Origin of the sequence: Stenotrophomonas sp. 59 (genome assembly GCF_030291095.1) — a bacterium.
Taxonomy (GTDB): Bacteria; Pseudomonadota; Gammaproteobacteria; order Xanthomonadales; family Xanthomonadaceae; genus Stenotrophomonas; species Stenotrophomonas maltophilia_Q.
The window spans coordinates 859153-884166 of the sequence record NZ_CP127408.1 but is presented as its reverse complement, the minus strand read 5'-3'; the positions used below and the strand labels follow the sequence as shown (position 1 = coordinate 884166).

Here is a 25014-nt window from a genome sequence, read left to right as displayed (position 1 = left end):
TCAGTTGGAAGTCGCTGGTATTGCCGGCACCAGCACGCCTTCTCCCGCTACTTCCAACTGCCAACTCGTCTGCTACCACGCCCCTGCTGCCGCGCGCTGCGCTGGCCGGCCGGGGTTTGACTGCAGCCCGTGTTGGGCTTTTTGCTGCTTCTTGCATCCACGCATGGCGTGGATCTACCGATTACATCCACGCATGGCGTGGATCCACAACACCGCAACAACGACCAAAGGCCGGGGGCTTACGCCCCCAGCCTTGGCTGCATCGCCGTGAATCGGTGACGATGCAAGGTAACTGCTTACTTGACTTCGACAGTCGCGCCAGCAGCTTCCAGGTCCTTCTTCATCTTCTCGGCGTCTTCCTTCGAAGCGCCTTCCTTCAGGACGCCACCGGCTTCGGCCAGGTCCTTCGCTTCCTTCAGGCCCAGGCCGGTGATGGCGCGGACGGCCTTGATGACTTCGACCTTCTTGTCGCCGGCCGACTTCAGGGTGACGGTGAACTCGGTCTGCTCTTCAACAGCAGCGGCCGGGCCAGCGGCAGCAGCCACGGCAACCGGAGCAGCGGCGGAGACGCCGAACTTCTCTTCGATGGCCTTGACCAGCTCCATCACTTCCATCAGGGACTTCTCGGCGATGGCGTCGACGATCTGTTCGTTGGTAAGGGACATGATTAATACCTTTGGATGATTTTCTGGGTTGAGGTTCCGTCAGGAACCACGGTAAGTCGAAACTCAGGCGGTCTCGGCGGCCGGCTCGGCAGCGTCGGCGGCGACATCGCCACCACCCTGCTTCTCGCCAACGGCCTTGATGGCGCGGGCAAACATCGTGACCGGCTCGGTCAGGACGCGGGCCAACATGGCCAGGGCCTGATCGCGGGTCGGCAGCGAGGCCAGCACTTCGACGTGGCTTGCCGGGAACACTTCGCCACCGATGGCGACGACCTTAGCCTTCAGCTTGTCGTTGCCCTTGGCGGCTTCCTTGATCAGGCGACCGGCAGCGCCGGGCTCCTCGAGCGAGAACGCGTACAGCAGCGGACCAACCATCTGGTCCTGGGCGACTGCGAACTCGGTGCCTTCAACGGCGCGCGAAGCCAGGGTGTTCTTGACAACCTTCAAGAAAACACCGGTTTCACGAGCCTGCTTGCGCATCGCGGTCATCTGGGCGACCGTGGTGCCAGCGTATTCGGCTGCGATCAAGGAGTGGGCCTTGGCGGCGACGTCTGCCAGCTCGGCGACTACTTCTTGCTTCTGGGACAGATTGAGAGCCATTGCACTCCTCCGATTGAACTCCGCTTACGGCTCCTGCCGTGTGCGGTCCTGTGCGGCATCCGTCCTGGACGCCGGGAACATCGGGATGATGTTCCGGGGGGTGGGCCGTTCCAGACCTGGAGGCAATCAGGGAAATCCCAGACATGCGTGAACCAGAAAAACTCCAGAAGGGCACCATCTACGCAGGTTGATTCCGGGGAATCGATTAAGCGTTCGTGACTGCTCCGGCGGCGACTCCTTGCCAGATCGAGCTTCCGTGCCCGTCGCCGGTAGTGCCACGACCGCGCCTGCGGTCTTTGACGGCTACCGCGGGCGATGCACTGCCAGCGATGCCTTCAAATGTCACGGTCACGGCACCCGAGGCACCGTGACCGCTTCAAACAATTACTTCAGGGTCAGCGACGACTGGTCGACGGTGACGCCCGGGCCCATCGTCGAGCTGACCGAAACCTTCTGCAGGTAGGTGCCCTTCGAGGTGGCCGGCTTGGCCTTGATCAGGTCCAGCAGCAGCGCGGTCAGGTTCGACTTCAGCGCGTCTTCGGCGAAGTCGGCCTTGCCGATGGTGCAGTGGATGATGCCGGCCTTGTCGGTGCGGTAACGGACCTGACCCGACTTGGCGTTCTTCACGGCTTCACCCGGGTTCGGGGAAACGGTGCCGACCTTCGGGTTCGGCATCAGGCCGCGCGGGCCCAGCACGGTGCCCAGCTTACCGACGACGCGCATGGCGTCCGGGGTCGCGATGACGACGTCGTAGTTCAGATCGCCGGCCTGCATCTTCTCGGCCAGGTCATCCATACCGACGGCTTCGGCGCCAGCGGCCAGGGCTTCATCAGCCTTGGCACCGGCCGGAGCGAACACGGCGACGCGGACCGACTTGCCGGTACCGGCCGGCAGCACGGTGGAGCCACGGACCTGCTGGTCGGACTTCTTCGCATCGACGCCCAGGCGCACAGCGACGTCGATCGACTCGACGAACTTGGCCTTGGTGGCGCTCTTCAGGATGTTGATCGCGTCCTCGAAGGCGTATGCCTTGCCCGGAACGACGGCGGCCTTGATGGCCTTCTCACGCTTGGTCTGTGCCATCTTATTAACCCTCCACCACGAGGCCCATGGAACGGGCAGAGCCAGCGATGGTACGCACGGCGGCGTCCAGATCGGCGGCAGTCAGATCCGGTTCCTTCGCCTTGGCGATCTCTTCCAGCTGCTTACGGGTGACCTTGCCGACCTTCTCGGTGTTCGGGCGCTTGGAGCCCGACGAGATGCCAGCGGCCTTCTTCAGCAGGGTGGTGGCCGGGGTGCTCTTGGTGATGAAGGTGAACGTACGGTCCGAGTAGGCCGTGATGATCACCGGAACCGGCAGGCCCGGCTCGAGCTTCTGCGTGGCAGCGTTGAACGCCTTGCAGAATTCCATGATGTTCAGACCGCGCTGACCCAGCGCAGGACCGACCGGCGGCGAGGGGTTGGCCTGACCGGCCTTCACCTGCAGCTTGATGTAACCGACAACTTTCTTTGCCATGAGTATGCTCTCCGGGTGCTAGCGCCTTTCGACAACAGGCTCCCCATCGGACCGGGAATCACGCGTCCCGGCATCGCGTTTTGAAATCATGCTGAAGGCCACCTTGCGGCGGCCTCGTCCTGCTGGCTTCCCAGCGGGGAGCCGCGCACTATATCAGGTTTTTTCTTCACATGTCTGAAGCGGCACGTAAACGGAAGAAACCGGGCAAGGCCCGGCTCCCTTTGCAGAGTCGAGCCATGCTCGACTGCCACACCATCCAGACCCCGGAGTCGAGCATGGCTCGACTCTACAGCTGGATCAGACGGCCTTTTCGACCTGGCCGAACTCGAGTTCGACCGGGGTGGCACGACCGAAGATCAGCACCGAGACGCGCAGACGGCTCTTCTCGTAGTTGACCTCTTCGACGACGCCGTTGAAATCGTTGAACGGGCCATCGGTGACACGGACCATCTGGCCCGGCTCGAACAGCACCTTCGGACGCGGCTTCTCGACACCTTCCTGAACGCGATTCAGGATGGCCTCGGCCTCGGAATCGGCGATCGGCAGCGGGCGGTCGGCAGTACCGCCGATGAAGCCCATCACGCGCGGGGTTTCCTTGACCAGGTGCCAGCTTTCGTTGTCGATGCGCGGAATACCGGCTTCTTCATGGGTCTCGATCTGGACCAGCACGTAACCCGGGAAGAACTTGCGCTCGGACCGGCGCTTCTGGCCAGCGCGCATCTCGACCACTTCTTCGGTCGGGACCAGGACATCGCCGAAGCGCTCTTCCATGCCGTCACGGACGATGCGATCGCGCAGAGCCTGCGCCACCGACTTCTCGAAGCCCGAATAGGCGTGAACGACGTACCAACGCTTCATGCAATTCTCCTTAGCGGCTCAGGAACAACTGAACCAGCCACTGAATGACGTAATCGAACCCACCCAGCAACAGACTGAGAATGGTCACCACCACCATCACGACCCAGGTCATGCGGATGGCTTCCTGGCGCGTCGGCCAGACCACCTTGCGCAGTTCGAAGCGCGACTCGGAGAGGAATTCGCGGGTGTCGCGCCCCTTGCCGGTCAGCATGAACACGCCGATACCGCCAACCAGACCGACTACGACCGCCAACGCACGCAGCTGACCCGCCCACGCACCCAGCTGGGTTGCGCGACCGGAGTCGGCGGAGAACCAGAACCAGACGAACAGACCGGCCAGCACCAGCAGCGATGCGGCGACATACTTGACGATATCCCCACCGTTGGCGGAGTTGTCCTTGGAGTGTTCGATCTTGCTATTCATCAGGCTGTGTCTGCTTTAGCGGCCCAGGCCGCTGGATAAGGTGGGCAGATGGCACGCCAGGAGGGACTCGAACCCCCAACCTGCGGTTTTGGAGACCGCTGCTCTGCCAATTGAGCTACTGGCGTACGTTTTGAAACTTGCCTTCCCTTAGACGGCGAAGGCGGACCGAGGTTCCCGGCCCGCCATTCGCGTAACCGGCGGCGCTATGCAACCACCGGTACTGCAGGCTTACTCGATGATCTTCGAGACCACGCCGGCGCCGACGGTACGGCCGCCTTCGCGGATGGCGAAGCGCAGGCCTTCGTCCATTGCCACCGGGTTGATCAGGGTGACGACCATCTTGACGTTGTCACCCGGCATCACCATTTCGACGCCTTCCGGCAGAGCAGCTGCGCCGGTGATGTCGGTGGTGCGGAAGTAGAACTGCGGACGGTAGCCGTTGAAGAACGGGGTGTGACGGCCGCCCTCGTCCTTCGACAGGACGTAGACTTCGCCTTCGAACTTGGTGTGCGGCTTGATCGAACCCGGCTTGGCCAGGACCTGGCCACGTTCGACGTCGTCACGCTTGGTGCCGCGCAGCAGCAGGCCAGCGTTGTCGCCTGCCTGACCCTGGTCCAGCAGCTTGCGGAACATTTCAACGCCGGTCACGGTGGTCTTCTGCACCGGACGGATGCCGACGATTTCGATTTCGTCGCCAACCTTGATCACGCCGCGCTCGATACGACCGGTCACCACGGTGCCGCGGCCCGAGATCGAGAACACGTCTTCCACCGGCATCAGGAACGGCTTGTCGATCGCACGCTCCGGCTCCGGGATCCAGCTGTCCAGGGCGTCAACCAGCTTCAGGATGGCCGGCACGCCGATGTCGCTCTGGTCGCCTTCCAGCGCCAGACGGGCCGAACCGGCGATGATCGGGGTGTCGTCGCCCGGGAAGTCGTACTTGCTCAGCAGCTCGCGCACTTCCATCTCGACCAGCTCGAGCAGCTCGGCGTCGTCAACCATGTCGGCCTTGTTCAGGAACACGACGATGTACGGCACGCCGACCTGACGCGACAGCAGGATGTGCTCGCGGGTCTGCGGCATCGGGCCGTCAGCGGCCGAGCACACCAGGATCGCGCCGTCCATCTGGGCGGCACCGGTGATCATGTTCTTGACGTAGTCAGCGTGGCCCGGGCAATCGACGTGGGCGTAGTGACGGACCGGGGATTCGTATTCGACGTGCGCGGTCGAGATCGTGATGCCACGAGCCTTTTCTTCCGGAGCGGCGTCGATCGAGGAGTAGTCCTTGAACTCGCCACCGAAGCGCTCGGCACCGATCTTGGTCAGTGCGGCGGTCAGCGTGGTCTTGCCGTGGTCGACGTGACCGATGGTGCCGACGTTGACGTGCGGCTTGGTGCGCTCGAACTTACCCTTGGCCATGGCTGCTTATCTCGAATTCGTCTGAGAGGTGATGCTTAAGATGGTGCTCACGAAAGGAATCGAACCTTCGACCTCTTCCTTACCAAGGAAGTGCTCTACCGACTGAGCTACGTGAGCCGAGTTTTGCATTATGACATGAACTCGATAATATTCAAAGTTCATTCAATGGAGCGGGAGACGGGAATCGAACCCGCACCATCAGCTTGGAAGGCTGAGGTTCTACCATTGAACTACTCCCGCGCCGGGAATGTCACAACGTGAAACTGGTGGAGGGAGGTGGATTCGAACCACCGAAGGCGTAAGCCAGCAGATTTACAGTCTGCCCCCGTTGGCCGCTTGGGTATCCCTCCTTACCACCCCATCCCGTTGCCGCCGAAGCGTTGCGGTGTGTGGTGGTGAGCCGCTTATTCTGCTGATGGGACGGGGGCCTGTCAACGCTTTTTTCCATCTTTTTCACACGTTGTCGCAAACCCATTGATACGCAAGGTTATTGCCCGGGGACCGGCAGGGTCTCGCTGGCGAAAATTGCGACATGGGGGACACCGTCGGCGCCGATCCAGCCCCGATACATGCCCTGGGTGTTGAACGGCGTGGCCATTTTTCCGTCTGCGGCGAGCACGATCGCACCACCATCGCCGCCCATCTGCGGGATCGTCTCGTTGATCACGCCCTTGCCGGCCTGCTCCGGGCTCTGCCCCTGGTAACGCATGCGTGCGCAGATCTCGTGCGCGGCAGCAGTACGGATGTAGTACTCGCCCCAGCCGGTGCCAGACACCGCGCAGCGCGCGTCAGCCCAGGTACCGGCGCCGATGATCGGCGAATCACCCACACGTCCATAGCGCTTGTTGGTCATGCCACCGGTGGAGGTGCCCGCTGCGAGATGCCCCTGCGCGTCCAACGCGACCGCACCCACGGTACCGAAGTGCTTTGCGGTCTCCAGGTCGGCATGCGCCTGGCCGCTGGCCTCTTCCTTCAGCGCGCGCTGCAGCTGCTGCCAGCGCTTGTCGGTGCGGAAGTACGCCGGATCAACCAGGGGGATGCCCTGCTCCACCGCGAACGCCTCTGCGCCCTGCCCGACCATCATCACGTGCCTGGATTTCTGCATCACGGTCTGCGCCAGCAGGATCGGGTTGCGCACCCGCTGCACGCCGGCCACCGCACCCGCGGCCTGGGTGGCGCCATCCATCACCGCCGCATCCAGCTCGTTGCGGCCGTCGTGGGTGAACACCGCCCCCTTGCCGGCATTGAAGGTGGGATCGTCCTCCAGCACGGTGATCGCCGCGGTGACCGCCGCGAGCGCCGGGCGACCCGCGGCCAGTTCGGCATGCCCCTTCAGCAGCGCCGCCCGCAGCGCGTCACGTGCCGCCTTCTCTTCGGCCGGTGACAGGTCCTTGCGCTCGACGCCGGCGCCGCCATGGATGACCAGCAGCGGCGAGGTGGCCGGTGCGGCCTGGGCGAGCAACGGCAGGGACAGCAGCGCAGACAGCGCCAGGCGCAGTTTCATCGGGTACGTCTCCAGCAGGTGTAGTGATTGGAATGCACGGGTAGCGCCGGGCCATGCCCGGCGGAAGGCACAGCGCGGCAAGGCCGCCGGGCATGGCCCGGCGCTATCGCGGCTATTGACGGACGACTTCAATCTCGCCGTCGCTGACGTCGGCCACGGCCTGGTAATCGGCCTCGGCCTGGAAATCGTCCAGGCGCATGCGGCTGCCGCTGGCGACCACCGTCACCGGCACTGCATGGAAGCGCAACGGCTCACCTTCGACCATGCGGTCCGCATCACGCCCGGGGCTGACCACCCAGACCTTGCCTTCGCCATCGGCACTGTAGACCTGGGCCTGGCCATCCGGTTCGACGCAGAGAGCAGTGTCCTCGTCGACCCCGATGCCGACGATATCGGGGTCGCCACTGTCCTGTGCAGCGCGCGCCACGAACACGATCAGGCGACCGAGCCGGTCGCGCTTGTCGAAGTGGGTGTCGGTGACTACGCGCTGCAGGTAGGGCATCTGCAGGAAGCCGCTGTCCATGGTCACCGCGCTGCCCATCGGGTCCGCCAGGGCTCCGGCCGAGGTGATGCTGCCACCATCCATCGCGCCGTAGGCATAGCCACCGAGGATCGCCAGTCCGGCGCTGGTACCGGCAATCGGCTTGCCTGCACGCACATGTGCGTTGAGCGCGCGGTTGAGCGCGGTGCCCTTCCAGAAACGGATGTAGCGTGACTGGTCGCCGCCGGCGATGAAGATGGCATCGGCCGCGGCAACCACGCGCAGCACGGCGGGATCGTCCGCACCGCGGCGACTGTCGAAGACCAGGGTCTGCACCGCGGTGGTCCCACCGATCTCGCGATAGAGCCGGTCCTGCAGCTCATCGCTACCGGAAGCACGCAGGATCAGCACGCGGCCGTTGCCGGCCTGCCGGAGCCACCATTGGAAGGCCTCGGGCACCCATTCGCCACCGCCCATCAGCATCATCGCCGGTGCGCGCGGACCGGGCCTCGGCGCCTCCAGGTCACCCACTTCGTAATAGGCAAAGCCAGGCCCCTGCAGATCCTCGGCAAGGGCCGCGAGGGGCCACGCCAGAACCAGCAGTGCCAGCCAGAGGAAGCGTCCGCGCAGGGGGCTGTGGGGGCGTCGCATCTTGATCTCCCTGAACAAAATCGACTTGCAAGCGTTTTCACTCTTTGCCAGATAGAGACCCAGTAGTCAAGGACATAAAAAAGGCGTTAAATGCGCGCGCCCATTCCGGAAATCTGAATGGGGGACATGGCCCCTCCTCCGCGGGCCGGCTTCATTTCCGAGAATTCCTCATGCGTAGAAAGGCGATGGCGTGGTCGATCCAGCTGGCGTTGATGGGCGTGGCTGCTTCCGCGGCGGCCCAGGCTCCGGCTTCCTCTTCGGTTCAACAACTGGACGCGGTGCAGGTCACCGGTTCGCGCATTCCGCGCGCCCAGGTGGAAGGCCCCGCCCCGATCACGGTGATCAGCGCCGAGCAGATCCGCTCCAGCGGCTTCACCACCGTGCCGGACGTGCTGCGCGCGATGACCCAGAACGGCGGTGAGACGCAGAGCCAGCAGTCCTCCAGTGGCGCCGACTTCTCGCCGGGCGCCCAGCAGGTGGACCTGCGCGGCCTGGGCCCGAACCACACACTGGTACTGGTCAACGGCCGCCGCATCGCCGACTTCCCGATGCCGTTCAAGGGCCGCAGCAACTTCACCGACGTCTCCAACATCCCGCTGGGCATGATCGAGCGCATCGAAGTGCTGACCGGCAGCGCCTCGGCCATCTACGGCTCGGACGCGATCGCCGGCGTGGTCAACTTCATCCTGAAGAAGAAGGCCGACGGCACCACCATCGACATGCGCATGGGCACCACCAGCGAAGGCGGTGGCGAGTCGTTCGACATGAGCCTGGCCAGCGGCTTCAGCCGCGGCAACTTCAACGCCGTGTACAGCGTCGAGCTGCAGTCGCAGACCCCGCTGTGGGCCTATGAGCGCGACATCCAGGATTCGACCCAGGACGGCCCCACCGAGGGCTCGCGCATCGCGCGCCGCGCCTACCTGCGCACCGACTACGACGACAACTACCTGGACCCGGGTGCCGCCACCTGCGAAGCACTGGCCGGGCAGAACCAGGGCAGTACCTACCGCGCCTACCGTCCGAAGTACGGTTACTACTGCGGCAGCGACGCGTCGATCGGCTACGGCACCATCCTCAGCAAGCGCCGTGGAGCCAACGGCTACGCATCGCTGAGCTACGACTTCGACAATGGCCAGCAGTGGTTTGCCGACGTGCAGCTGGGCTACCACACGATGTCGCTGATGCGCGATGTCACCAAGTGGGGCCGGATGGATGCCAGTGGCGATGAGTCGGGCTATTTCAACAACCAGGCCACCGGCGAGATCGAGTTCTGGCAGCGCCAGTTCTCGCCCGAGGAGATGGGCGGCCTGCGCAATGCGATGGTACGCAGCACGCAGAAGACCTTCAGCGTGACCACCGGCTTCAAGGGCAACCTGATCGGCAACTGGGACTACGAAGCGGCGCTGAGCCACTCGCAGTACCAGTCGCGGATCAGCTGGGCGCAGATCATCGCCTCCAAGGCCAATGACCTGTTCCTGGGTCCGCAGCTGGGTGTGGATGATGATGGCTTCCCGATCTACAACGCGGACCCGTCGCGGCTGTACCGGCCGCTGACCCGCGCCGAGTACGATTCGATTGCCGCACGCACCACCTATTCGCCGAAGTCGCGCACCGAAACGGCAGCGTTCACCCTGACCAACTCGGCGCTGTTCGGCCTGCCGGGCGGTGATGCCGGTTTCGCCGCGACCGTGGAAGTGGGCCAGCAGGCCTACGCGCTGAATCCCGATCCGCTGGCCACCCAGTACTACTACTACAGCTGGAAGGATTCGGACGGCCAGGGCTCGCGCAACCGCTGGGCGACCGCCGCCGAGCTGCGCATGCCGCTGCACGAGACAGTCAACCTGAGCGTGGCCGGCCGTTACGACCAGTACCGCTATTCGGGCCACACCATCGGCAAGGCGACCTGGAGCGGCGGCCTGGAATGGCGCCCGATCGACACCCTGCTGGTACGTGGCTCGTATGGCACGGCGTTCCGCGCACCGGACCTGCACTACGTGTTCGCCGGCCCCGGCAACGACGAGACCACCGCCGAGGACCTGTACAGCTGCCGTGCCGACGGCGCCAGCGACTGCTCCGACTACGAACGCAACCTGATCCGCAGCCGCACCGGCAACCGCCAGCTCGACCCGGAAACCAGCACCTCGTGGAGCGCTGGCTTCGTCTGGTCGCCGGCGATCGGCCTGGACCTGTCGGTGGACTGGTTCGACATCGACATGCGCAAGCAGGTGCAGGACATGGATGTGCGCACCATCCTGGCCAACGAAGCGAACTGCCGGCTCGGCACTGCCGACATCAGCTCGCCGACCTGCGTGGATGCGCTCGACCGCATCACCCGCACCAGCGATGGCCGCCTGTATGGCGTGCGCGTGGCCCCGATCAATGTCGCCCGCGAGTCCACCTCCGGCATCGACGTCGGCCTGCGCTACCGCCTGCAGACCGGCATCGGCGACTTCATCCTCAATGGCACCCACACCTGGGTGAAGAAGCACGATTTCCAGCGCTACCCCGGCGATCCGACCCTGGACCAGTTCGCGGTCAACAGCGGATTCGACATCCCGCGCACCAAGACCAGCCTGAGCGTGACCTGGGAGAAGGACGCGTGGTCGGCCACGGTCTACGGTTCGCGCCTGGGCAAGCTGCCGACCTCGGACAACTACGACCAGTCGTTCGACTGGGAAAGCGGTGACAGCCCATACGTGAAGGCGACCTACCGCTACAACGCGTCGGTGCAGTACCGCTTCGACGACCATTCGCGCCTGTCGCTGTCGGTGGTCAACGTATTCAACAAGATGCCGCCGAAGGACGCCACCTACACCGCGTACCCGTACTACGACGTGTCCTGGTTCGACAGCGTCGGCCGCACCATCAACCTGCAGTACACCCACAAGTTCGGCGGCAGCGCACTGTAAGCAGGACGGCCCGCAGCACGCTCCACCAAAGCCCCCGCTCCGGCGGGGGCTTTTTCATGCATTGCTGAACGGAAGCCCCGCACGGCGCCGCTGCGGGCAGCCCGGCAGCGGCTTTTAGGAAACAACTGATTCCGCCACTTCGGCGTGGCTCCCTAGCATCGGTTCATGTTCCGCATTCCCCGCCCATTGCTGCCGCAGTCCGCGCCGCCCAGCACCGCATCGGTGCTGTTGCGCTGCCTGACCGTGTGCGTGTTCATCTGCCTGGCAGCCGCGGCGGGCTTCTACCTGCTGAGCACGTTCAACGAGGACATCTCGACCCATCGCCGGGAAATGAACGCAGCCGCCTACAAGGCACAGATCTACTTCGACCAGCGTGAAGCCCTGCTGCGCTACCTGGGCGACTCGGTGGTGAAGGGCCCACCGGTCACCTCGGCAACCGACGCCGAGGGCATGCGCCGGATTGCGCTGGACATCCCCGATGGCGCAGGCGGCCAGCAACTGCTGCTGTCGGCACGTGCCGAGCACACGCTGCAGGCGCTGCAGACACAACTGGTACTGGTGGATGCAGGTGGCCCCCACAGGCTGGCTGGCACCGAGGTGGACGTGGCGCTGGCACAACTGCCGCCGCTGCACGCACTGCAGGCGCGCAACGGCAGCCTCGACGGCGCCGACCCCGTGTACTGGCTGCGCCCGGGCGACACCGGCGTGGTACTGGCGCAACCGGTGCAGGCCGGGCCGCACCCGGCGCAGTGGCTGTTGCTGCTGCTGGATGGTGCGGCGGCGGCGAGCATGATTGATGGCCAGGGTATTGGTGGCTACGCACTGCTCGATGACCAGGCGCAACCGGCCTTGTCCAGCCAGACGCCCCGCCTGGACAGGGCGGGCTGGGAAACGTTGCGGCAACGCCAGGACGACAGCTTCGGCACGCTGTGGAGCAGCGGCATACCGCGCGGCGTGGCCCTGGTGAAGAGCGTTGGCAACGATGGCTGGCGGCTGGTCTACCACCTGCCGCCGTCGTTGCTGCTGAGCGACCTGGCGGTGCCACTGCTGGCCTGCAGCACGGCGCTGCTGCTGGCCGGCTTTACGCTGCGCCTGCTGCGGCATCGCGTCGACGGTCAATTGATCCAGCCGGCACTCCAGCAGCACCGCCGGCTGCTTGAGAATCTGGACTTCAGCTCGACGGTAATCGACATGGCCCCGGTCGGGATCTGCGTGCTGCGACGCAGTGACCGCCATCTACTGCTCTGCAACCAGCTGCTGCGCGACTGGCTGGGGCAGGATGGCGAGGACAGCGACTGGCAGGCGCCATGGCGCGGGCATGCCGGCGAACGCGGCCGTGGGCTGGAGTTCACAACCCGCGAAGGCCGGCAACTGCAGGTGTTGCACGCCGCCTGCCGCTATCAGGGCGATGATGTGCTGCTGTGCGTCTTCCACGACATCTCGCGGCATCGCCAGGCACAGGCGGCGCTGTCATCGGCACGACAGGCCGCCGATGCCGCCAACCAGGCCAAGAGCGCGTTCCTGGCCACCATGAGCCATGAAATCCGCACACCGCTGTACGGCGTACTGGGGACGCTTGAACTGCTTGGACACACCGCGCTGGATGCGCGGCAGTCGCAGTACCTGCGCACCATCGAGAGCTCGTCATCGGTGCTGTTGCAGCTGATCAGCGACGTGCTGGATGTTTCCAAGATCGAGTCCGGGCAGCTCAGCCTGGAGCCGAGTTCATTCTCGCCGCGCGAACTGACCGAAAGCGTGCTGCGCAGCTTCGCCGCGTCCGCCACCCGCAAGGGGCTGCAGATCCTGGTCTGCACCGACCCGCGCCTGCCGACGCGTGTCCTTGGCGACGCCGACCGGATCCGCCAGGTGCTGGGCAACCTGCTCAGCAACGCGATCAAGTTCACCGAACACGGCCGCGTGGTACTCCGCGTTCGCCAGGTGGAGCGCGAGGCCGAGTCCAGCGTGCTGGCCTGGCAAGTGACCGACACCGGCGTGGGCATTGCTGCCGAAGAGCAGGCGCGCCTGTTCGAGCCCTTCCGCCAGGTACGCGGCGCAGCCAGCGCGCAGGGCACCGGGCTCGGCCTGTCCATCAGCGACCGCCTGGTCCGCCTGATGAGTGGCGAGCTGCAGGTGGTCAGCGAACCCGGGCTGGGCAGCAGTTTCAGTGTGCGCCTGCCGCTGCCGGTGCTGGCCGCTGCCGAAGATGGGCCGACCCTGAAGCAGGAGCCGCCGATCCTGGTACGTGGCCGTGACCGCGAACTGGTCGACAGTGCGTGCGGCTGGCTGCAACGTTGGGGTGCCAACGCACAGCCGCTGCACGGTGAGCCTGCCCTGCTCGACCATGACGGCGCGATCCTGATGGACGGTGAAGCGTCGACGCCGCTGCCCTGGAAGGGCCCGCGGGTCGTGGCCTCGATCGACGGCGGCGACCAGCCCATCGTGGCGCCCGATGGCAGCCTGGTGGTCAGCCTGCATGGCATGACCGCGATCGGCAACGCAGTGGCCAACCTCCAGCAACGCGGCGCGGCGCTGCCGGAAGCCGCGGGCGCAGTGCCGCTGATGCCGCTGGGCATGCGCGTGCTGGCCGTCGAGGACAATCCGATCAACCGGGTGATCCTGGCAGAACAGCTGCGCACCCTGGGCTGCGACGTGGAACTGGCCCAGGACGGCATGGAAGCGCTGCAGCTGTGCCGTGAACACAGCTTCGACCTGGTGGTGACCGACATCAACATGCCGCGCATGGATGGCCACGCGTTTGCACGGCAACTACGCGATGACGGCAATCCACTGCCGGTGATCGGTGCCACCGCCAACGCCACCGCCGAGGAACGCGAGCGCTGCCTTGCCAGCGGCATGCGGGGCTATCTGAGCAAGCCCATCGACATCGCCCGCCTGCGCAAGGCGATCACCGCCCTGCGCCAAGGAAACCCCGCATGACCCAGCGCATCCTGATCCTGGAAGACCAGCCGTTCCAGCGCGGCTATCTCGCCAACCTGTTCGGCAGCCGCCGCGGTGTGCAGGTCGACGCCTGCGAGGACGTGGAAGCAGCGATCGCCCTGTGCGCCTGCCAATCCTACGATCTGGTAGTGAGCGACCTGCTGATGCCGGGACAGGACGGCATCCAGTTCATACAGGCGCTGGCCGCCCAACCGCGGCCACCACGCCTGGCCGTGGTCAGCGCGGCATCGCGAAGGATGATGACGTCAGCGCGCCTGATGGCCGAATCGCTCGGACTGGAGGTGATCGGCCTGCTGCCCAAGCCGGTGGCCGCGACCGACATCGAGGCGCTGTTCGACGCGCTGGCGCAGGCGCGACCGTCGGTGGATGCAGCACCGGCACGCGCGGCGACGCTGCCGGAACCCGATGCCCAGCAGTTGCGCCAGGCAATGGCCGACGGCGGCCTCACGGCCTGGTTCCAGCCCAAGAAATCGCTGCAGACCGGGCGCGTGGTCGCTGCTGAAGCACTGGTGCGCTGGCGCCATCCGCAGCTGGGAACACTGGCCGCGGGCAGCTTCCTGCCCGCGATGTGCCGCCATGGGCTGGAAGGCGAACTGTTGCGGATGATGCTCAAGGCCAGCATCAAGGCACAGGCGCGCTGGCGCAAGCAGGGCTTCCGCGTGCCGGTATCGATCAACCTGCCGCCGCATCTGCTGGAGCAGTCCGACCTGCCTGACGAGCTGCTGGCGATGACGCTGGCGCTGGGCGGCACGCCGGGTGAACTGTGTTTCGAACTGATGGAAAACAGCACCACGCGGCACGTCAGCGACTTCTATGCAGGCGCCTGTCGCCTGCGCATGAAGGGTTTCGGCCTCGCCCAGGACGATTTCGGGCAAGGCCTGAGCTCGGTGCACAACCTGGTCAATACGCCCTTCACCGAGGTCAAGATCGATCGTGCGCTGGTCAGTGGTTGTGCCCGCGATCCTGCCCTGCATCTGACCCTGTCGACCATCATCGCGCTGGCCAACCAGCTGGGCCTTACCATCGTGGCCGAAGGCGTGGAAAGCGATGCCGACCTGGCGGCGTTGCGCCAGCTCGGCTGCAGCCAGGTGCAGGGCTTCCTGATTTCGCAGGCGCTGCCATCGGATGAATTCACCCGTCTGCTGGATGACGAATCGCCGCGAATGGACGAGGCCGCATCGGCCGCCCTGCGATGAGCCCGGCTCCACACGGGCTTCACGGATTCATCAAGCACCATTGACGATCCTGTATGGGCGGCGATACCCGGCAATTCCCCGCCGCCGCGAGTTGCCGCTGACTGCCCATTGCTCCGAGACCCGCCATGCCGGCCGAGGCCGCTCCCGTACGTCGACTTGCCCGCCGCTCCCTGCGCGTCCATGCCCTGCTGATCGGCGTGGTCGTGCTGGCCACACTGCAGGCCGGCCTGCTGCTGTCCAGCGGCACGCAGCTGTTGAACGAAGAGCGCAGGAAGATCGAGTACCACTTCCGCCGCCTCGACGGCACGCTGCGCGAACAGGAGCGCTTCCTGCGCCAGTGGCGGCTGCATGATGTCGGCGCACGCGGCCAGCCGGTTCCGGATGCCAGCGTGGAACTGCAGCGTGGCCCGATGTTCGCCAACTTCGCGCTGGTGGAGAACACCGACAACCAAGCGATACCGCCAACCGAACTGGGGGATCGTTTCCTGCGCTTCTACGGTACGTTCTGGTCGGCCTCGCATTTCCCACCACCGCAGTGCCTGCTGGTCGATGGCCAGGGCACGCGCGGCGTGTTGGCGCCGGTGCAGATGACCGGCGCTGACGCCAGCCAGAACAGCCCGCACCACCTGCGCCCGGCGATCAGCGACATCCACCGTGTGCTGGCCACGCAGCCGGCCCTGCAGCGCGGTGGAATCATCTGGGTCGACGTGCCCTGGCGCGATGGCCAGACCCGACTGCTGGCGATTGCGCATGCGCCACAGGACGCGCGCCTGTGGGGCGAGCCCAGCGATGGCTCGCTGGCCGCCCTGGCGTGCCTACTCGACCCGGCACGTGTTGATGACTACCGCCAGGTGCTGGGCATTCCCGTGTTCCAGCGCCTGTCGCTGTTCGATGCCAGCGGCCGTCGCCTGCTTGGCGATGCCGCCGATGCCAGCAGCGCCAGCGCCTCCTGGCAGGCCGGCCTGGACGGCCTGCAGTTCCGCATGCGCAGCGACCGGGGGTGGCTGGCGGTCTACCACGTGGGCTGGCGCCAGATCTTCCAGCATCCGCAGGGGCCGTTGCTGGGCGCCACGCTGGTCGCACTGATGCTGGCGCTGGGTGGCACGCTGGTGCTGCGCGCCTACCGCCGATCGGTCATCGAGCCACTGCGCACCAATCACGCGCGCCTGCTCGAAAGCGAAGCCTTCAGCCGCACCATCCTGGACAACGCACCGATCGGGCTGTGCCTGCTGCGGCGCAGTGACGGCACGGTGCTGCTGGACAACGCCCTCGCCCGTCGCTGGCTGGGCGAAGACCACCACGCTGGCGGATGGCACGGCCCCTGGCGGCGCAGTGTACTGACGGCCGGGGGCACCACGCTCGGCGACGGCCTGGCCTACACCACGCCGGAGGACCGCCACCTGCTGGTCACCGCCACGCCGGCACGCTACCGCGGCGAACCCGCCGTGTTGTGCCTGTTCATCGATCTCAGCAGCCAGCATGAAGCCGAGCAGGTCCTGCAGCAGGCGCGCCGGGCCGCCGACCAGGCCAACCGCGCCAAGAGCCAGTTCCTGGCGACGATGAGCCATGAGATCCGAACCCCACTTTACGGCGTGCTCGGCACGCTTGAACTGCTGGGACTGACGCCACTCGATGCGAAGCAACAGGATTACCTGGCCACCATACAGCGCTCCTCGTCGACCTTGATGCAGCTGATCAGCGACATCCTTGACGTAAGCAAGGCCGAAGCCAGGCAGTTGAGCCTGGAGCCCAGCCCGTTCGATCCGGTGCGGCTGACCGAGGATGCAATGGATTCGTATGCTGCAGCGGCGGCCGGCAAGAACCTCCAGTTCTATGCCTGCATCGATGCCGACGTGCCAGAGACGGTGTGTGGCGATGCGGCGCGGATCCGCCAGGTGCTCAACAACCTGATCAGCAATGCGCTGAAGTTCACCGACAGCGGGCGCGTGGTGGTACGGGTATCCACGCGCTTGCAGGACGATTGCTGCTGGATCCAGTGGCAGGTGACTGACACTGGCATCGGCATTGCCAGCGAGCACCAGGCCCATCTGTTCGAGCCGTTCTTCCAGGCCAACCCGGCTACCGACGCCATGCGCGGGACCGGCCTGGGCCTGGCCATCTGCGCCCATCTCGCGGCCCTGATGGACGGTCACCTGCGCGTGGTGAGCGAAAGCGGCCTGGGCAGCAGCTTCAGCGTGGAACTGCCGCTGCCACCGGCTCCGGCCGATCCGCAGCAGTCGCCGCCGCCACGGCTGCCGGCCAACCTGCGGGTGCAGGTGCGGGGCACCGCCCGCGAACTGGTGCAATCGCTGTGCGAACGCCTGCAGCAACGTGGCGCGATCGCCACCGTGTACCGGGAAGACGTCGCAACGAACGCGCCAGCACCCTCGGTCCTGCTCGATGTGGTGCTGGATGGCCCGGTGCCGCCGGCCACGGGCAGCCCGCACGTGGCAGCCAGCCGCGACGGCGGCGCACGCCCGCAATTGATCGACGACACCTGGCGGATTGGACTGCACCGGCTCGACGCCATCGTGATGGCGCTGGCAGCGGCCAGTGGCCAGGCATCGGCAACCAGTGCGGAAGGCCGGCTCCCGCCGCCCCGTCGCTTCAACCTGCAGGTACTGGTGGCCGAAGACAACCCGATCAACCAGGCGATCCTGCGCGACCAGCTGGAACAACTGGGATGCCGCGCCGTGGTCGCCAGCGATGGCAATGAAGCTCTGGGCTACTGGCAGCAGGGGGCATTCGCGCTGGTATTGACCGACCTGAACATGCCCGGGCTGGATGGCTACGGCCTGGCCCGCGAACTGCGGGCACGCGGCGTTGGCGTGCCGATCCACGGTGCCACCGCCAATGCCGACCCGGCCGAGCGCCGGCGCTGTGAGGAGGCCGGCATGCAGGGCCTGCTGGTCAAGCCGATCACTCTGGAAGCGCTGCAGCGCCTGCTGGCCCGGATCACCCGCACGGATTCCGCGAGCGTTGAGCCGGCGGTCGGATCGGCGCTGCTCGTCGCCGCTGGCCACGATGCTCCGTTGCAGGTGCCCCCGAAGATGCAGGCGCTGTTCGTGCAGACCATGCAGGACGATCTCGACAGCCTGCGCCAGGCGATCACCGCTACCGATGCCCTGCGCGTCGCGCAGGTTCTGCATCGCATCCGTGGCGCACTGGTCATTGTTGGCGCCCCCGGCCTGGTGGACAACGGCCTGCAGATCGAACAGCGCATCGCGCATGGTGACGGACTGGACGCGGTGAACGCCCCGCTGCTCGCGTTCCAGCAGCGCTTGCAACGACTGCTCGAACCCCTGCTTGATACCGGCTCCCCTTCCCTCCCAGACGACCCGCTCCTGCCATGACCACACGGATCCTCATCGCCGACGACCATCCGATCGTCCTTGCCGGCATCCGCGATGTGCTGGCGGGCGAACTGGACCTGGAGGTTGTGGGAGAAGCCGCCGATCCGGCCACGTTGATCGACCTGATGACGCAGACCCGGCCACAGGCGGTGATCACCGACTACAGCATGCCCGGGGGCGACCACTTCGGTGATGGCATCAAGCTGATCTCGTTCCTGCACCGCAGCTTCCCGGACACCCGCCTGCTGGTGCTGACCATGGTCTCCAACCCGTCGCTGGTGGCAGCAATGTACGCAGCAGGCGCCGGTGGGGTGGTACTGAAGAGCCATGGCCTGGGCAGCCTGGTGCAGGCCCTGCGCGTGGTGCTGGCCGACCGCGTCTACCGCCCGCCCGGCCTGCTGCCGGTCGCTGCGAGCGAACCGGCCGACGCCGATGCGGTCCGCGCCCGCCTGTCGCCGCGCGAGCTGGAAGTGATCCGCCTGTTCACCGGCGGCATGAGCGTGGGTGACATCGCGCGGCAATTGCAGCGCAGCGCCAAGACGGTCAGCACGCAGAAGATCAGCGCCATGCGCAAACTGGGCGTGGACAGCGACCAGGCCCTGATCGAGTACTGCCTGCAGGCCTCGCTGTTCGCCTGAGCCCCACTGCAGGCTGAACCCTGCCGGCCCCGCAGGAGGGCCTGCACGGGCTTTAGGAAACGCCTGATTCCACAGAACTGTGCCGATTCCTAGGCTGGACGCATCCCGCCATGGTGCGTCTGCCGGCAGTAGCTGCATCGCCATGTGGGGGAACGGAAGCCGATGGCGCCCCTGCTGCCATCACAGCGGGCTTCCGCAGCGACGCGGCCCTGCCGCGCCAGTTCGCGCAGCCGCGCTGCGCCCTGCCACAGGAAGTCCACCAGCATGAACGCCTCCCCCACTCGGCGCCGCCGTGCGTCCGGGCGCGCGCGTCCCGCGCCTGCTCCTCTCCTTCCCAGCCTGCTGGCCACCGCCCTGTGGGCGGCACTACCGGCCCAGGCCGCCGACCTGACCGGGCCGCTGAAGGTCATCAATGGCGAGACCCTGCAGCTGGATGCGAACGATACCCTGCTGCATTCCGCGGGCGGCTTCGCCCTGGATGTGAACGGAGCCGGCAGCACGGCGACGCTCGATGGCACGCGTGTCGATGTCACCGGCGGCGGCAGCGCAATCCAGGCTTCGGCAGGCGGCAGCGTCCTTGTCCAGGGAGGCCATATCCAGCTTGGCAATGGAAGCTCCAGCGTCGGTTATGCGCTCAACGCAACCGGCGCCGGCAGCGTCATCCGCGCCAGCAACCTGGTCATCGATGCCTATCGCAATGGCTCCGGCTACGGCACGGTCAATGCCACCAACGGCGGCAAGGTATGGCTCGATGGCGGCAGTGTAAGCAGCGATGGCCATACCCTGTATTCCAGTGGGCGTGGAAGCGAACTGCATGTGTCGGGTACCACGATCAGCAACGGTGCCGGCCGCACGGCCTATGCCGAGGGCGGCGCACTGCTTTCGCTGGAATCACTGACGATGACGTTCGCGCAGGCAACCAACGGCTTCAGTGGCCGCATGTCTGCCAGCGGCAGCGGAAGCGTGATGTCGCTGCGCGATGTGGATGTCATCAATGGTTACTTCGACATTGACAACGGGGGGACCCTCCGCATCACCGGGGGCACCGCCACCGCCAACGGCGGCAGCATCCGATTGCTGGGAAACCGGACGAATCGCACGTTCGCCACAGCGGAAATCAGCGATGCCCGCTTCGAAACCATCGGCGGCTACGGCGTCAACGTCAACAGCTGGGGCAAGTTGACCGCCGATGGTGCGCAATTCACCGTCCGCGATGGCAGTTCCGGAATCTGGCTGTCCGGTGCCGATTCGCTGGCTGACCTGAGCAACACCGTGATCAGCACCTTTGGTGACACTGGGTATGGCCACGGTGTGGACGTGTGGGGTGGCACCGCGACGATCACCGGTGGCAGCATTGATACCCACGGCGATGGCGTCTACGGCCTGCGCGCTTCCGGCAGCAATCCTCCGACTCCCTACTCCCGGATCCGTGCCAGCAACCTCGACATTGCGACCTACGGCGCGGTGTCCGGTGGTGTGTTCGCGGGCGGCAGTACCGCTGACATACAGCTGGATGGCGGCTCGATCACCACCCACGGCGCATCCTCGTTCGGCATCGTGCAGATGAACACTGCAAAGCTCACTGCGGACGGCCTGCACATCCAGGCGCTGGGAGCGAACTCCGGTGCCTATCGTTCCTACATCACCGCATTCGGTCCCTACTGGGACCGGCTGGTGTTCAACGACAGCCAGATCGAGACCATGGATGGTCCTGCGTTGTGGTTGCAGGGCAGCAATCACGAGCTGACACTCAACAATACGGCCGTTGTTGCCCGCCTCGCAGGTGATCTGGACGGCGGCCGACTGCTGCGGGTCAGCGATACCGTGTTCACCGATGGCAGTTCGGTGGCAACGTCCGAGATCCGTTTCACCGCGGACAACAGCCGCCTGACCGGTGACGTGGTCGTCGACAGCGCGACCGCGGATGTTCGGATGGTGCTGCGCAACGGCACCACGTTCAGCGGTGCGCTACGTGATGATTCCGGCTACCAGGTTGCCCAGTTGTCGCTGGACGGCAGCAGCCAGTGGAACGTGCGTGCCAGTTCCAGCGTCGGCACGCTCGAGCACACCGGCACCATCGCTTTCGATGCGCCGGCGGCCGGCGATTTCAAGACCGTTACCGTCAGCGGCGACTACGTGGGCAACGGTGGCCAGTGGATCTTCAACCGCGCACTGGGCGACGACACTTCACTGGGCGACCAGCTGGTGATCAACGGCAACAGCAGCGGCACTGCCAGCGTGAGCGTGCGCAATGCCGGCGGTGCGGGTGCGCTGACCCAGGAAGGCATCCGCCTGATCACCGTGGGTGGCCAGTCGGATGCACAGTTCAGCCTGCAGGGGCGCGCGGTTGCTGGTGCCTACGACTACTTCCTGTTCAAGGGCGGCGTATCGACGCCGGATGACGGCAACTGGTACCTGCGCTCGGAATACGTACCGCCGGTCGATCCGCCGGAACCTCCGGTTGATCCGCCGTTGCCGCCGGAACCGCCGGTTGATCCGCCAGTGCCGCCGGTACCCCCGATCGATCCGCCGTTGCCGCCGGAGCCACCGATCGATCCGCCGCGTCCGCAGGTGGAACGCCCGGAACCGGCCGCCTACGTGGCCAACCGCAGTGCCGCGCTGGGCATGTTCCGGCACGGCCTGCACGACCGCGCCGGTGATCCCGCCGCCGCAGCCGGCGCCAACAGCGATGCCGTGGCCTGGATGCATCTTCGCAGTGGGCAGCCCGACAGCCACGACCGCAACCGCCAGGTACAGGTCGATGGCCAGATCAGCAGCGTGCTGGTCGGCGTCGGCCGCCGCTTCGAAGTGGGTGGCACGGGCGAGCTGCAGGCGGGTGCGATGCTCGGCCACGGCCGCGCGCGCAATGACAGCCGCTCGCAGCTGACCGGCTATACCGCGCGTGGCGTGGTGACCGGCACCAGCGTGGGCGCCTACGCCACCTGGCTGCAGGATGCGCGCATGGAAGGCGGCGCCTATGTGGATGGCTCGCTGCAGTACGGACGCTTCCGCAACAGTGTGCAGGGCGACGGCCTGCAGAAGGAGCGCTATGACGCCCGCAGCTGGAGCGCGTCTGCCGAAGCCGGCTACGTGCTGCCGCTGCGGCACACCGCGCAGCGCGGCATCTACCTGGAACCGCAGCTGCAGGTGGTGCACAGCCGCTATGACAGCGACCGCGTAGTGGAGGCCAACGGCACAGTGGTCGAGGACCGCGGCGGTGGCGAGACAAGCACCCGCCTCGGCCTGCGCCTGTACAGCCGTGGGTTGAGCCCGGCGCAGGGCCAGGTGCACCCGTACGTGGCGGTGAACTGGTGGTCCGGCGGCAATGGCGCGGGGTTGGCGATGGACGGCGAGCAACTGCGCCGCCAGCTGCCGCGTGACATCTACGAGGCCAAGGCCGGCGTGCAGCTGAACCTGTCCGGCGGATGGCGGGGCTGGGGAGAAATCAGCCGGCAGAGCGGCAGCATGGGCTTCCGCGATGTCGGCGCCCAGCTGGGCGTCTCGTACAACTGGTGATGCGGGAAGAACCCGGCAAGGGAGTGCCGGGTTCTTTTTTCCACACGGGCCGTGGAAAGCGGTGGGGGTTTGGTGTGGACAAGTGGCGGCGAGCACTGCGCAGCAAGCGTTTCGGAGCGTGGTTATTTTTTGTCCATGCTGTTCGACGGTTTTCCACACCCCTCGTGGAGAGTGGTTGGGATTTGATGTGGACAAGTGGGTGGGAGTGTTGCCGCGCAATCGTTTCAAAGCGTGGTGAATATTTGTCCACGTTGCACGATTGAGCCCCGGAGCACCGGGTCCATGCTCGGCTTCGGCCAGCATCAGCCGAGCATGGGCTCGGCTCTACAGGGCGTCGCATGGTTTTCCACACCAGGCGTGGAAAGCGATGGGAGTTTGCTGTGGACAAGTGCCGGCGAACATCACACCGCAAGCGTTTCGCAGTGTGGTGCTTTTTTGTCCATACCCGCAAACGCGAACGCCCCGCACAGGGCGGGGCGTCCAGGGTCGATCCGTTGCCGCAGGATCAGACGTTGAAGCGGAAGTGCAGGATGTCGCCTTCCTGCACGCGGTATTCCTTGCCTTCCAGACGCAGGCGACCGGCTTCCTTGGCACCGGCTTCGCCCTTGTACTTGATGAAGTCGTCATACGCGATGGTTTCGGCGCGGATGAAGCCCTTCTCGAAGTCGGTGTGGATGACCGCGGCGGCCTGCGGGGCGGTGGCGCCCTTGCGCACGGTCCACGCGCGGACTTCCTTCACGCCGGCGGTGAAGTAGGTCTGCAGGCCCAGCAGGCTGTAGGCCGCGTTGATCACACGGTTCAGGCCCGGCTCGCTCAGGCCGAGGTCGGCCAGGAAGGTGTCGCGGTCTTCGTCGTCAAGCTGCGACAGCTCTTCTTCGATCGCGGCCGACACCGGCACCACCTGCGCGCCTTCGGCGGCGGCATGCGCACGCACGGCTTCCAGGTGCGGGTTGTTCTCGAAACCGTCTTCCAGCACGTTGGCGATGTACATCACCGGCTTCAGGGTCAGCAGGAACAGGTCACGGACCAGCGCCTTCTCTTCTTCGTCCAGGCCCACCGAACGACCAGCCTTGCCGTCCGACAGCGCGGCCTGCAGCTTGGCCAGCACCGGCTTGCGCGCCGCTGCATCCTTGTCGCCACCCTTGGCTGCACGCTCGGCACGGTTCAGTGCCTTCTCGACGCTGTCCAGGTCGGCCAGCGCCAGCTCGGTATCGATGGTTTCGATGTCCGAGATCGGATCGACCTTGCCGGCCACGTGCACGATGTCACCGTGCTCGAAGCAGCGCACCACGTGGGTGATCGCATCGACTTCGCGGATGTGCGCCAGGAACTTGTTGCCCAGGCCTTCACCGCTGGCAGCACCGGCCACCAGGCCAGCAATGTCGACGAACTCGACCGCGGTCGGGATGACCTTCTGCGGGTTGATGATGCCTGCCAGTTCGCCCAGGCGCGGATCCGGCACCGGCACGATGCCGACGTTCGGTTCGATGGTGCAGAACGGGAAGTTCGCCGCGGCGATACCCGCCTTGGTCAGCGCATTGAACAGGGTCGACTTGCCGACGTTGGGCAGGCCGACGATGCCGCATTTGATACCCATGGGTGACAGCTCTCTGGGGTGAAAGTGATTGGTGAAACAGCGCGCGCGCTGCTTGGCCAATCCATCTCGGTGTTGATCATTGTGTGCCAACCAAGGTTGGCACCCACCGGAATCAGGAAGGTTCGCACCTACCCAAAGCGGGTTATTTCGGGGTGTGCAGGCGCTTCATCGCTTCGCTGAAATCGCCCTGTACCGCCAGCGGCATCACGTCGATCGCATCGTCGATGGCGCGCGCGATCAGCACGTCGTCCTCCTTGGACGGACGCCCCAGCACCCAACCCACCACGCGGTCCTTGTGGCCGGGATGGCCGATACCCACGCGCAGGCGATGGAACTTGCCGTGGCCGAGCAGGCGGATGGTGTCGCGCAGGCCGTTCTGGCCACCGTGGCCGCCGTCGAACTTCAGCCGCGCCACGCCGGGCGCCAGATCCAGTTCGTCATGGGCCAGCAGGGTCTCTTCCGGTTCGATCTTCCAGAACCGCTGCGCCGCCGTGACCGACTTGCCGCTGAGGTTCATGAAGGTGGCGGGCTTGAGCAGCCACACCGTCTGCCCGGCAATCTCGACCTTGGCGGTCTCGCCGAACAGCTTGCTGTCCACATTCCATCGCGCACCGGCTTTTTCCGCCAGGGCCTCAACGAAATGAAACCCGGCATTGTGCCGGGTCCGGGCGTGTTCCGATCCGGGATTGCCCAGACCGACGATCAGTCGCAGTCCTGCCATGGTTCCTT

17 protein-coding genes and 4 tRNA genes are annotated in these 25014 nt (G+C 65.8%); 6 read left to right on the top strand and 15 right to left on the bottom strand.

Going from position 1 to position 25014, the window contains the following annotated elements:
- Positions 1 to 296: 296 nt before the first annotated feature.
- The 13 genes from rplL to QP552_RS03860 all read right to left on the bottom strand — a co-directional run bounded on the left by rplL (position 297) and on the right by QP552_RS03860 (position 8118).
- Positions 297 to 665, bottom strand: coding sequence for a 50S ribosomal protein L7/L12 (gene rplL, locus QP552_RS03920; RefSeq protein WP_005408204.1), 369 nt, complete (start codon positions 663 to 665; stop codon positions 297 to 299).
- A gap of 63 nt (positions 666 to 728) precedes the next feature.
- Positions 729 to 1265, bottom strand: a complete 537-nt coding sequence (rplJ, locus tag QP552_RS03915) for a 50S ribosomal protein L10 (RefSeq protein ID WP_010480377.1) — start codon at positions 1263 to 1265, stop codon at positions 729 to 731.
- A gap of 384 nt (positions 1266 to 1649) precedes the next feature.
- Positions 1650 to 2348, bottom strand: a complete 699-nt coding sequence (rplA, locus tag QP552_RS03910; RefSeq protein WP_004154350.1) for a 50S ribosomal protein L1 — start codon at positions 2346 to 2348, stop codon at positions 1650 to 1652.
- A gap of 4 nt (positions 2349 to 2352) precedes the next feature.
- Positions 2353 to 2781 carry a 50S ribosomal protein L11 gene (rplK, locus tag QP552_RS03905; protein WP_004145248.1) on the bottom strand — a complete coding sequence of 143 codons (429 nt, stop codon included), beginning with the start codon at positions 2779 to 2781 and terminating at the stop codon, positions 2353 to 2355.
- Between the two features lie 297 nt (positions 2782 to 3078).
- Positions 3079 to 3639, bottom strand: a complete 561-nt coding sequence (gene nusG, locus QP552_RS03900; protein WP_004154362.1) for a transcription termination/antitermination protein NusG — start codon at positions 3637 to 3639, stop codon at positions 3079 to 3081.
- Positions 3640 to 3649: 10 nt separating this feature from the next.
- Positions 3650 to 4063, bottom strand: coding sequence for a preprotein translocase subunit SecE (gene secE / locus QP552_RS03895; RefSeq protein ID WP_005408202.1), 414 nt, complete (start codon positions 4061 to 4063; stop codon positions 3650 to 3652).
- A gap of 49 nt (positions 4064 to 4112) precedes the next feature.
- Positions 4113 to 4188 (bottom strand) — tRNA-Trp (locus QP552_RS03890).
- A gap of 103 nt (positions 4189 to 4291) precedes the next feature.
- Positions 4292 to 5482, bottom strand: coding sequence for an elongation factor Tu (gene tuf / locus QP552_RS03885; RefSeq protein WP_004154360.1), 1191 nt, complete (start codon positions 5480 to 5482; stop codon positions 4292 to 4294).
- A 41-nt stretch (positions 5483 to 5523) separates the two neighbouring features.
- Positions 5524 to 5599 (bottom strand) — tRNA-Thr (locus QP552_RS03880).
- Between the two features lie 49 nt (positions 5600 to 5648).
- Positions 5649 to 5722 (bottom strand) — tRNA-Gly (locus QP552_RS03875).
- A 24-nt stretch (positions 5723 to 5746) separates the two neighbouring features.
- Positions 5747 to 5832, bottom strand: a tRNA-Tyr gene (locus QP552_RS03870).
- A 137-nt stretch (positions 5833 to 5969) separates the two neighbouring features.
- The gene (locus QP552_RS03865; RefSeq protein ID WP_286075054.1) at positions 5970 to 6986 is read right to left on the bottom strand and encodes an isoaspartyl peptidase/L-asparaginase; all 1017 of its coding nucleotides are present in this window, start codon (positions 6984 to 6986) and stop codon (positions 5970 to 5972) included.
- Positions 6987 to 7098: 112 nt separating this feature from the next.
- On the bottom strand, positions 7099 to 8118 hold the full coding sequence (locus QP552_RS03860) for a cyanophycinase (RefSeq protein ID WP_111110807.1): 1020 nt from the start codon (positions 8116 to 8118) through the stop codon (positions 7099 to 7101).
- Positions 8119 to 8288: 170 nt separating this feature from the next.
- Between QP552_RS03860 and QP552_RS03855 the strand changes: the two genes are divergently transcribed.
- The 6 genes from QP552_RS03855 (at position 8289) to QP552_RS03830 (ending at position 22688) form a co-directional block, all read left to right on the top strand.
- Positions 8289 to 11027: a TonB-dependent receptor gene (locus QP552_RS03855; protein WP_111110785.1), complete on the top strand. Its 2739-nt coding sequence runs from the start codon at positions 8289 to 8291 to the stop codon at positions 11025 to 11027.
- Between the two features lie 165 nt (positions 11028 to 11192).
- A complete protein-coding gene (locus QP552_RS03850; RefSeq protein WP_286075051.1) occupies positions 11193 to 13964 on the top strand; it encodes a response regulator in 2772 nt (923 codons plus the stop codon).
- Positions 13961 to 15181 (top strand): EAL domain-containing response regulator, encoded by a 1221-nt coding sequence (locus QP552_RS03845; protein ID WP_111110789.1) that lies wholly within the window; start codon positions 13961 to 13963, stop codon positions 15179 to 15181. The genes QP552_RS03850 and QP552_RS03845 overlap by 4 nt, the downstream gene beginning before the upstream one ends.
- A gap of 125 nt (positions 15182 to 15306) precedes the next feature.
- On the top strand, positions 15307 to 18534 hold the full coding sequence (locus QP552_RS03840) for a hybrid sensor histidine kinase/response regulator (protein ID WP_286075048.1): 3228 nt from the start codon (positions 15307 to 15309) through the stop codon (positions 18532 to 18534).
- The gene (locus QP552_RS03835; RefSeq protein ID WP_111204503.1) at positions 18531 to 19172 is read left to right on the top strand and encodes a response regulator transcription factor; all 642 of its coding nucleotides are present in this window, start codon (positions 18531 to 18533) and stop codon (positions 19170 to 19172) included. The genes QP552_RS03840 and QP552_RS03835 overlap by 4 nt, the downstream gene beginning before the upstream one ends.
- 264 nt (positions 19173 to 19436) lie before the next feature.
- The gene (locus QP552_RS03830; RefSeq protein ID WP_286075046.1) at positions 19437 to 22688 is read left to right on the top strand and encodes an autotransporter outer membrane beta-barrel domain-containing protein; all 3252 of its coding nucleotides are present in this window, start codon (positions 19437 to 19439) and stop codon (positions 22686 to 22688) included.
- Between the two features lie 505 nt (positions 22689 to 23193).
- On the opposite strand, the gene ychF is transcribed toward QP552_RS03830, so the two are convergent.
- Together ychF and pth are read right to left on the bottom strand one after the other, a co-directional pair.
- Positions 23194 to 24285, bottom strand: a complete 1092-nt coding sequence (ychF, locus tag QP552_RS03825) for a redox-regulated ATPase YchF (RefSeq protein WP_049432727.1) — start codon at positions 24283 to 24285, stop codon at positions 23194 to 23196.
- 142 nt (positions 24286 to 24427) lie between these two features.
- Positions 24428 to 25006 (bottom strand): aminoacyl-tRNA hydrolase, encoded by a 579-nt coding sequence (gene pth / locus QP552_RS03820; RefSeq protein WP_005408192.1) that lies wholly within the window; start codon positions 25004 to 25006, stop codon positions 24428 to 24430.
- Between the last annotated feature and the right edge of the window lie 8 nt (positions 25007 to 25014).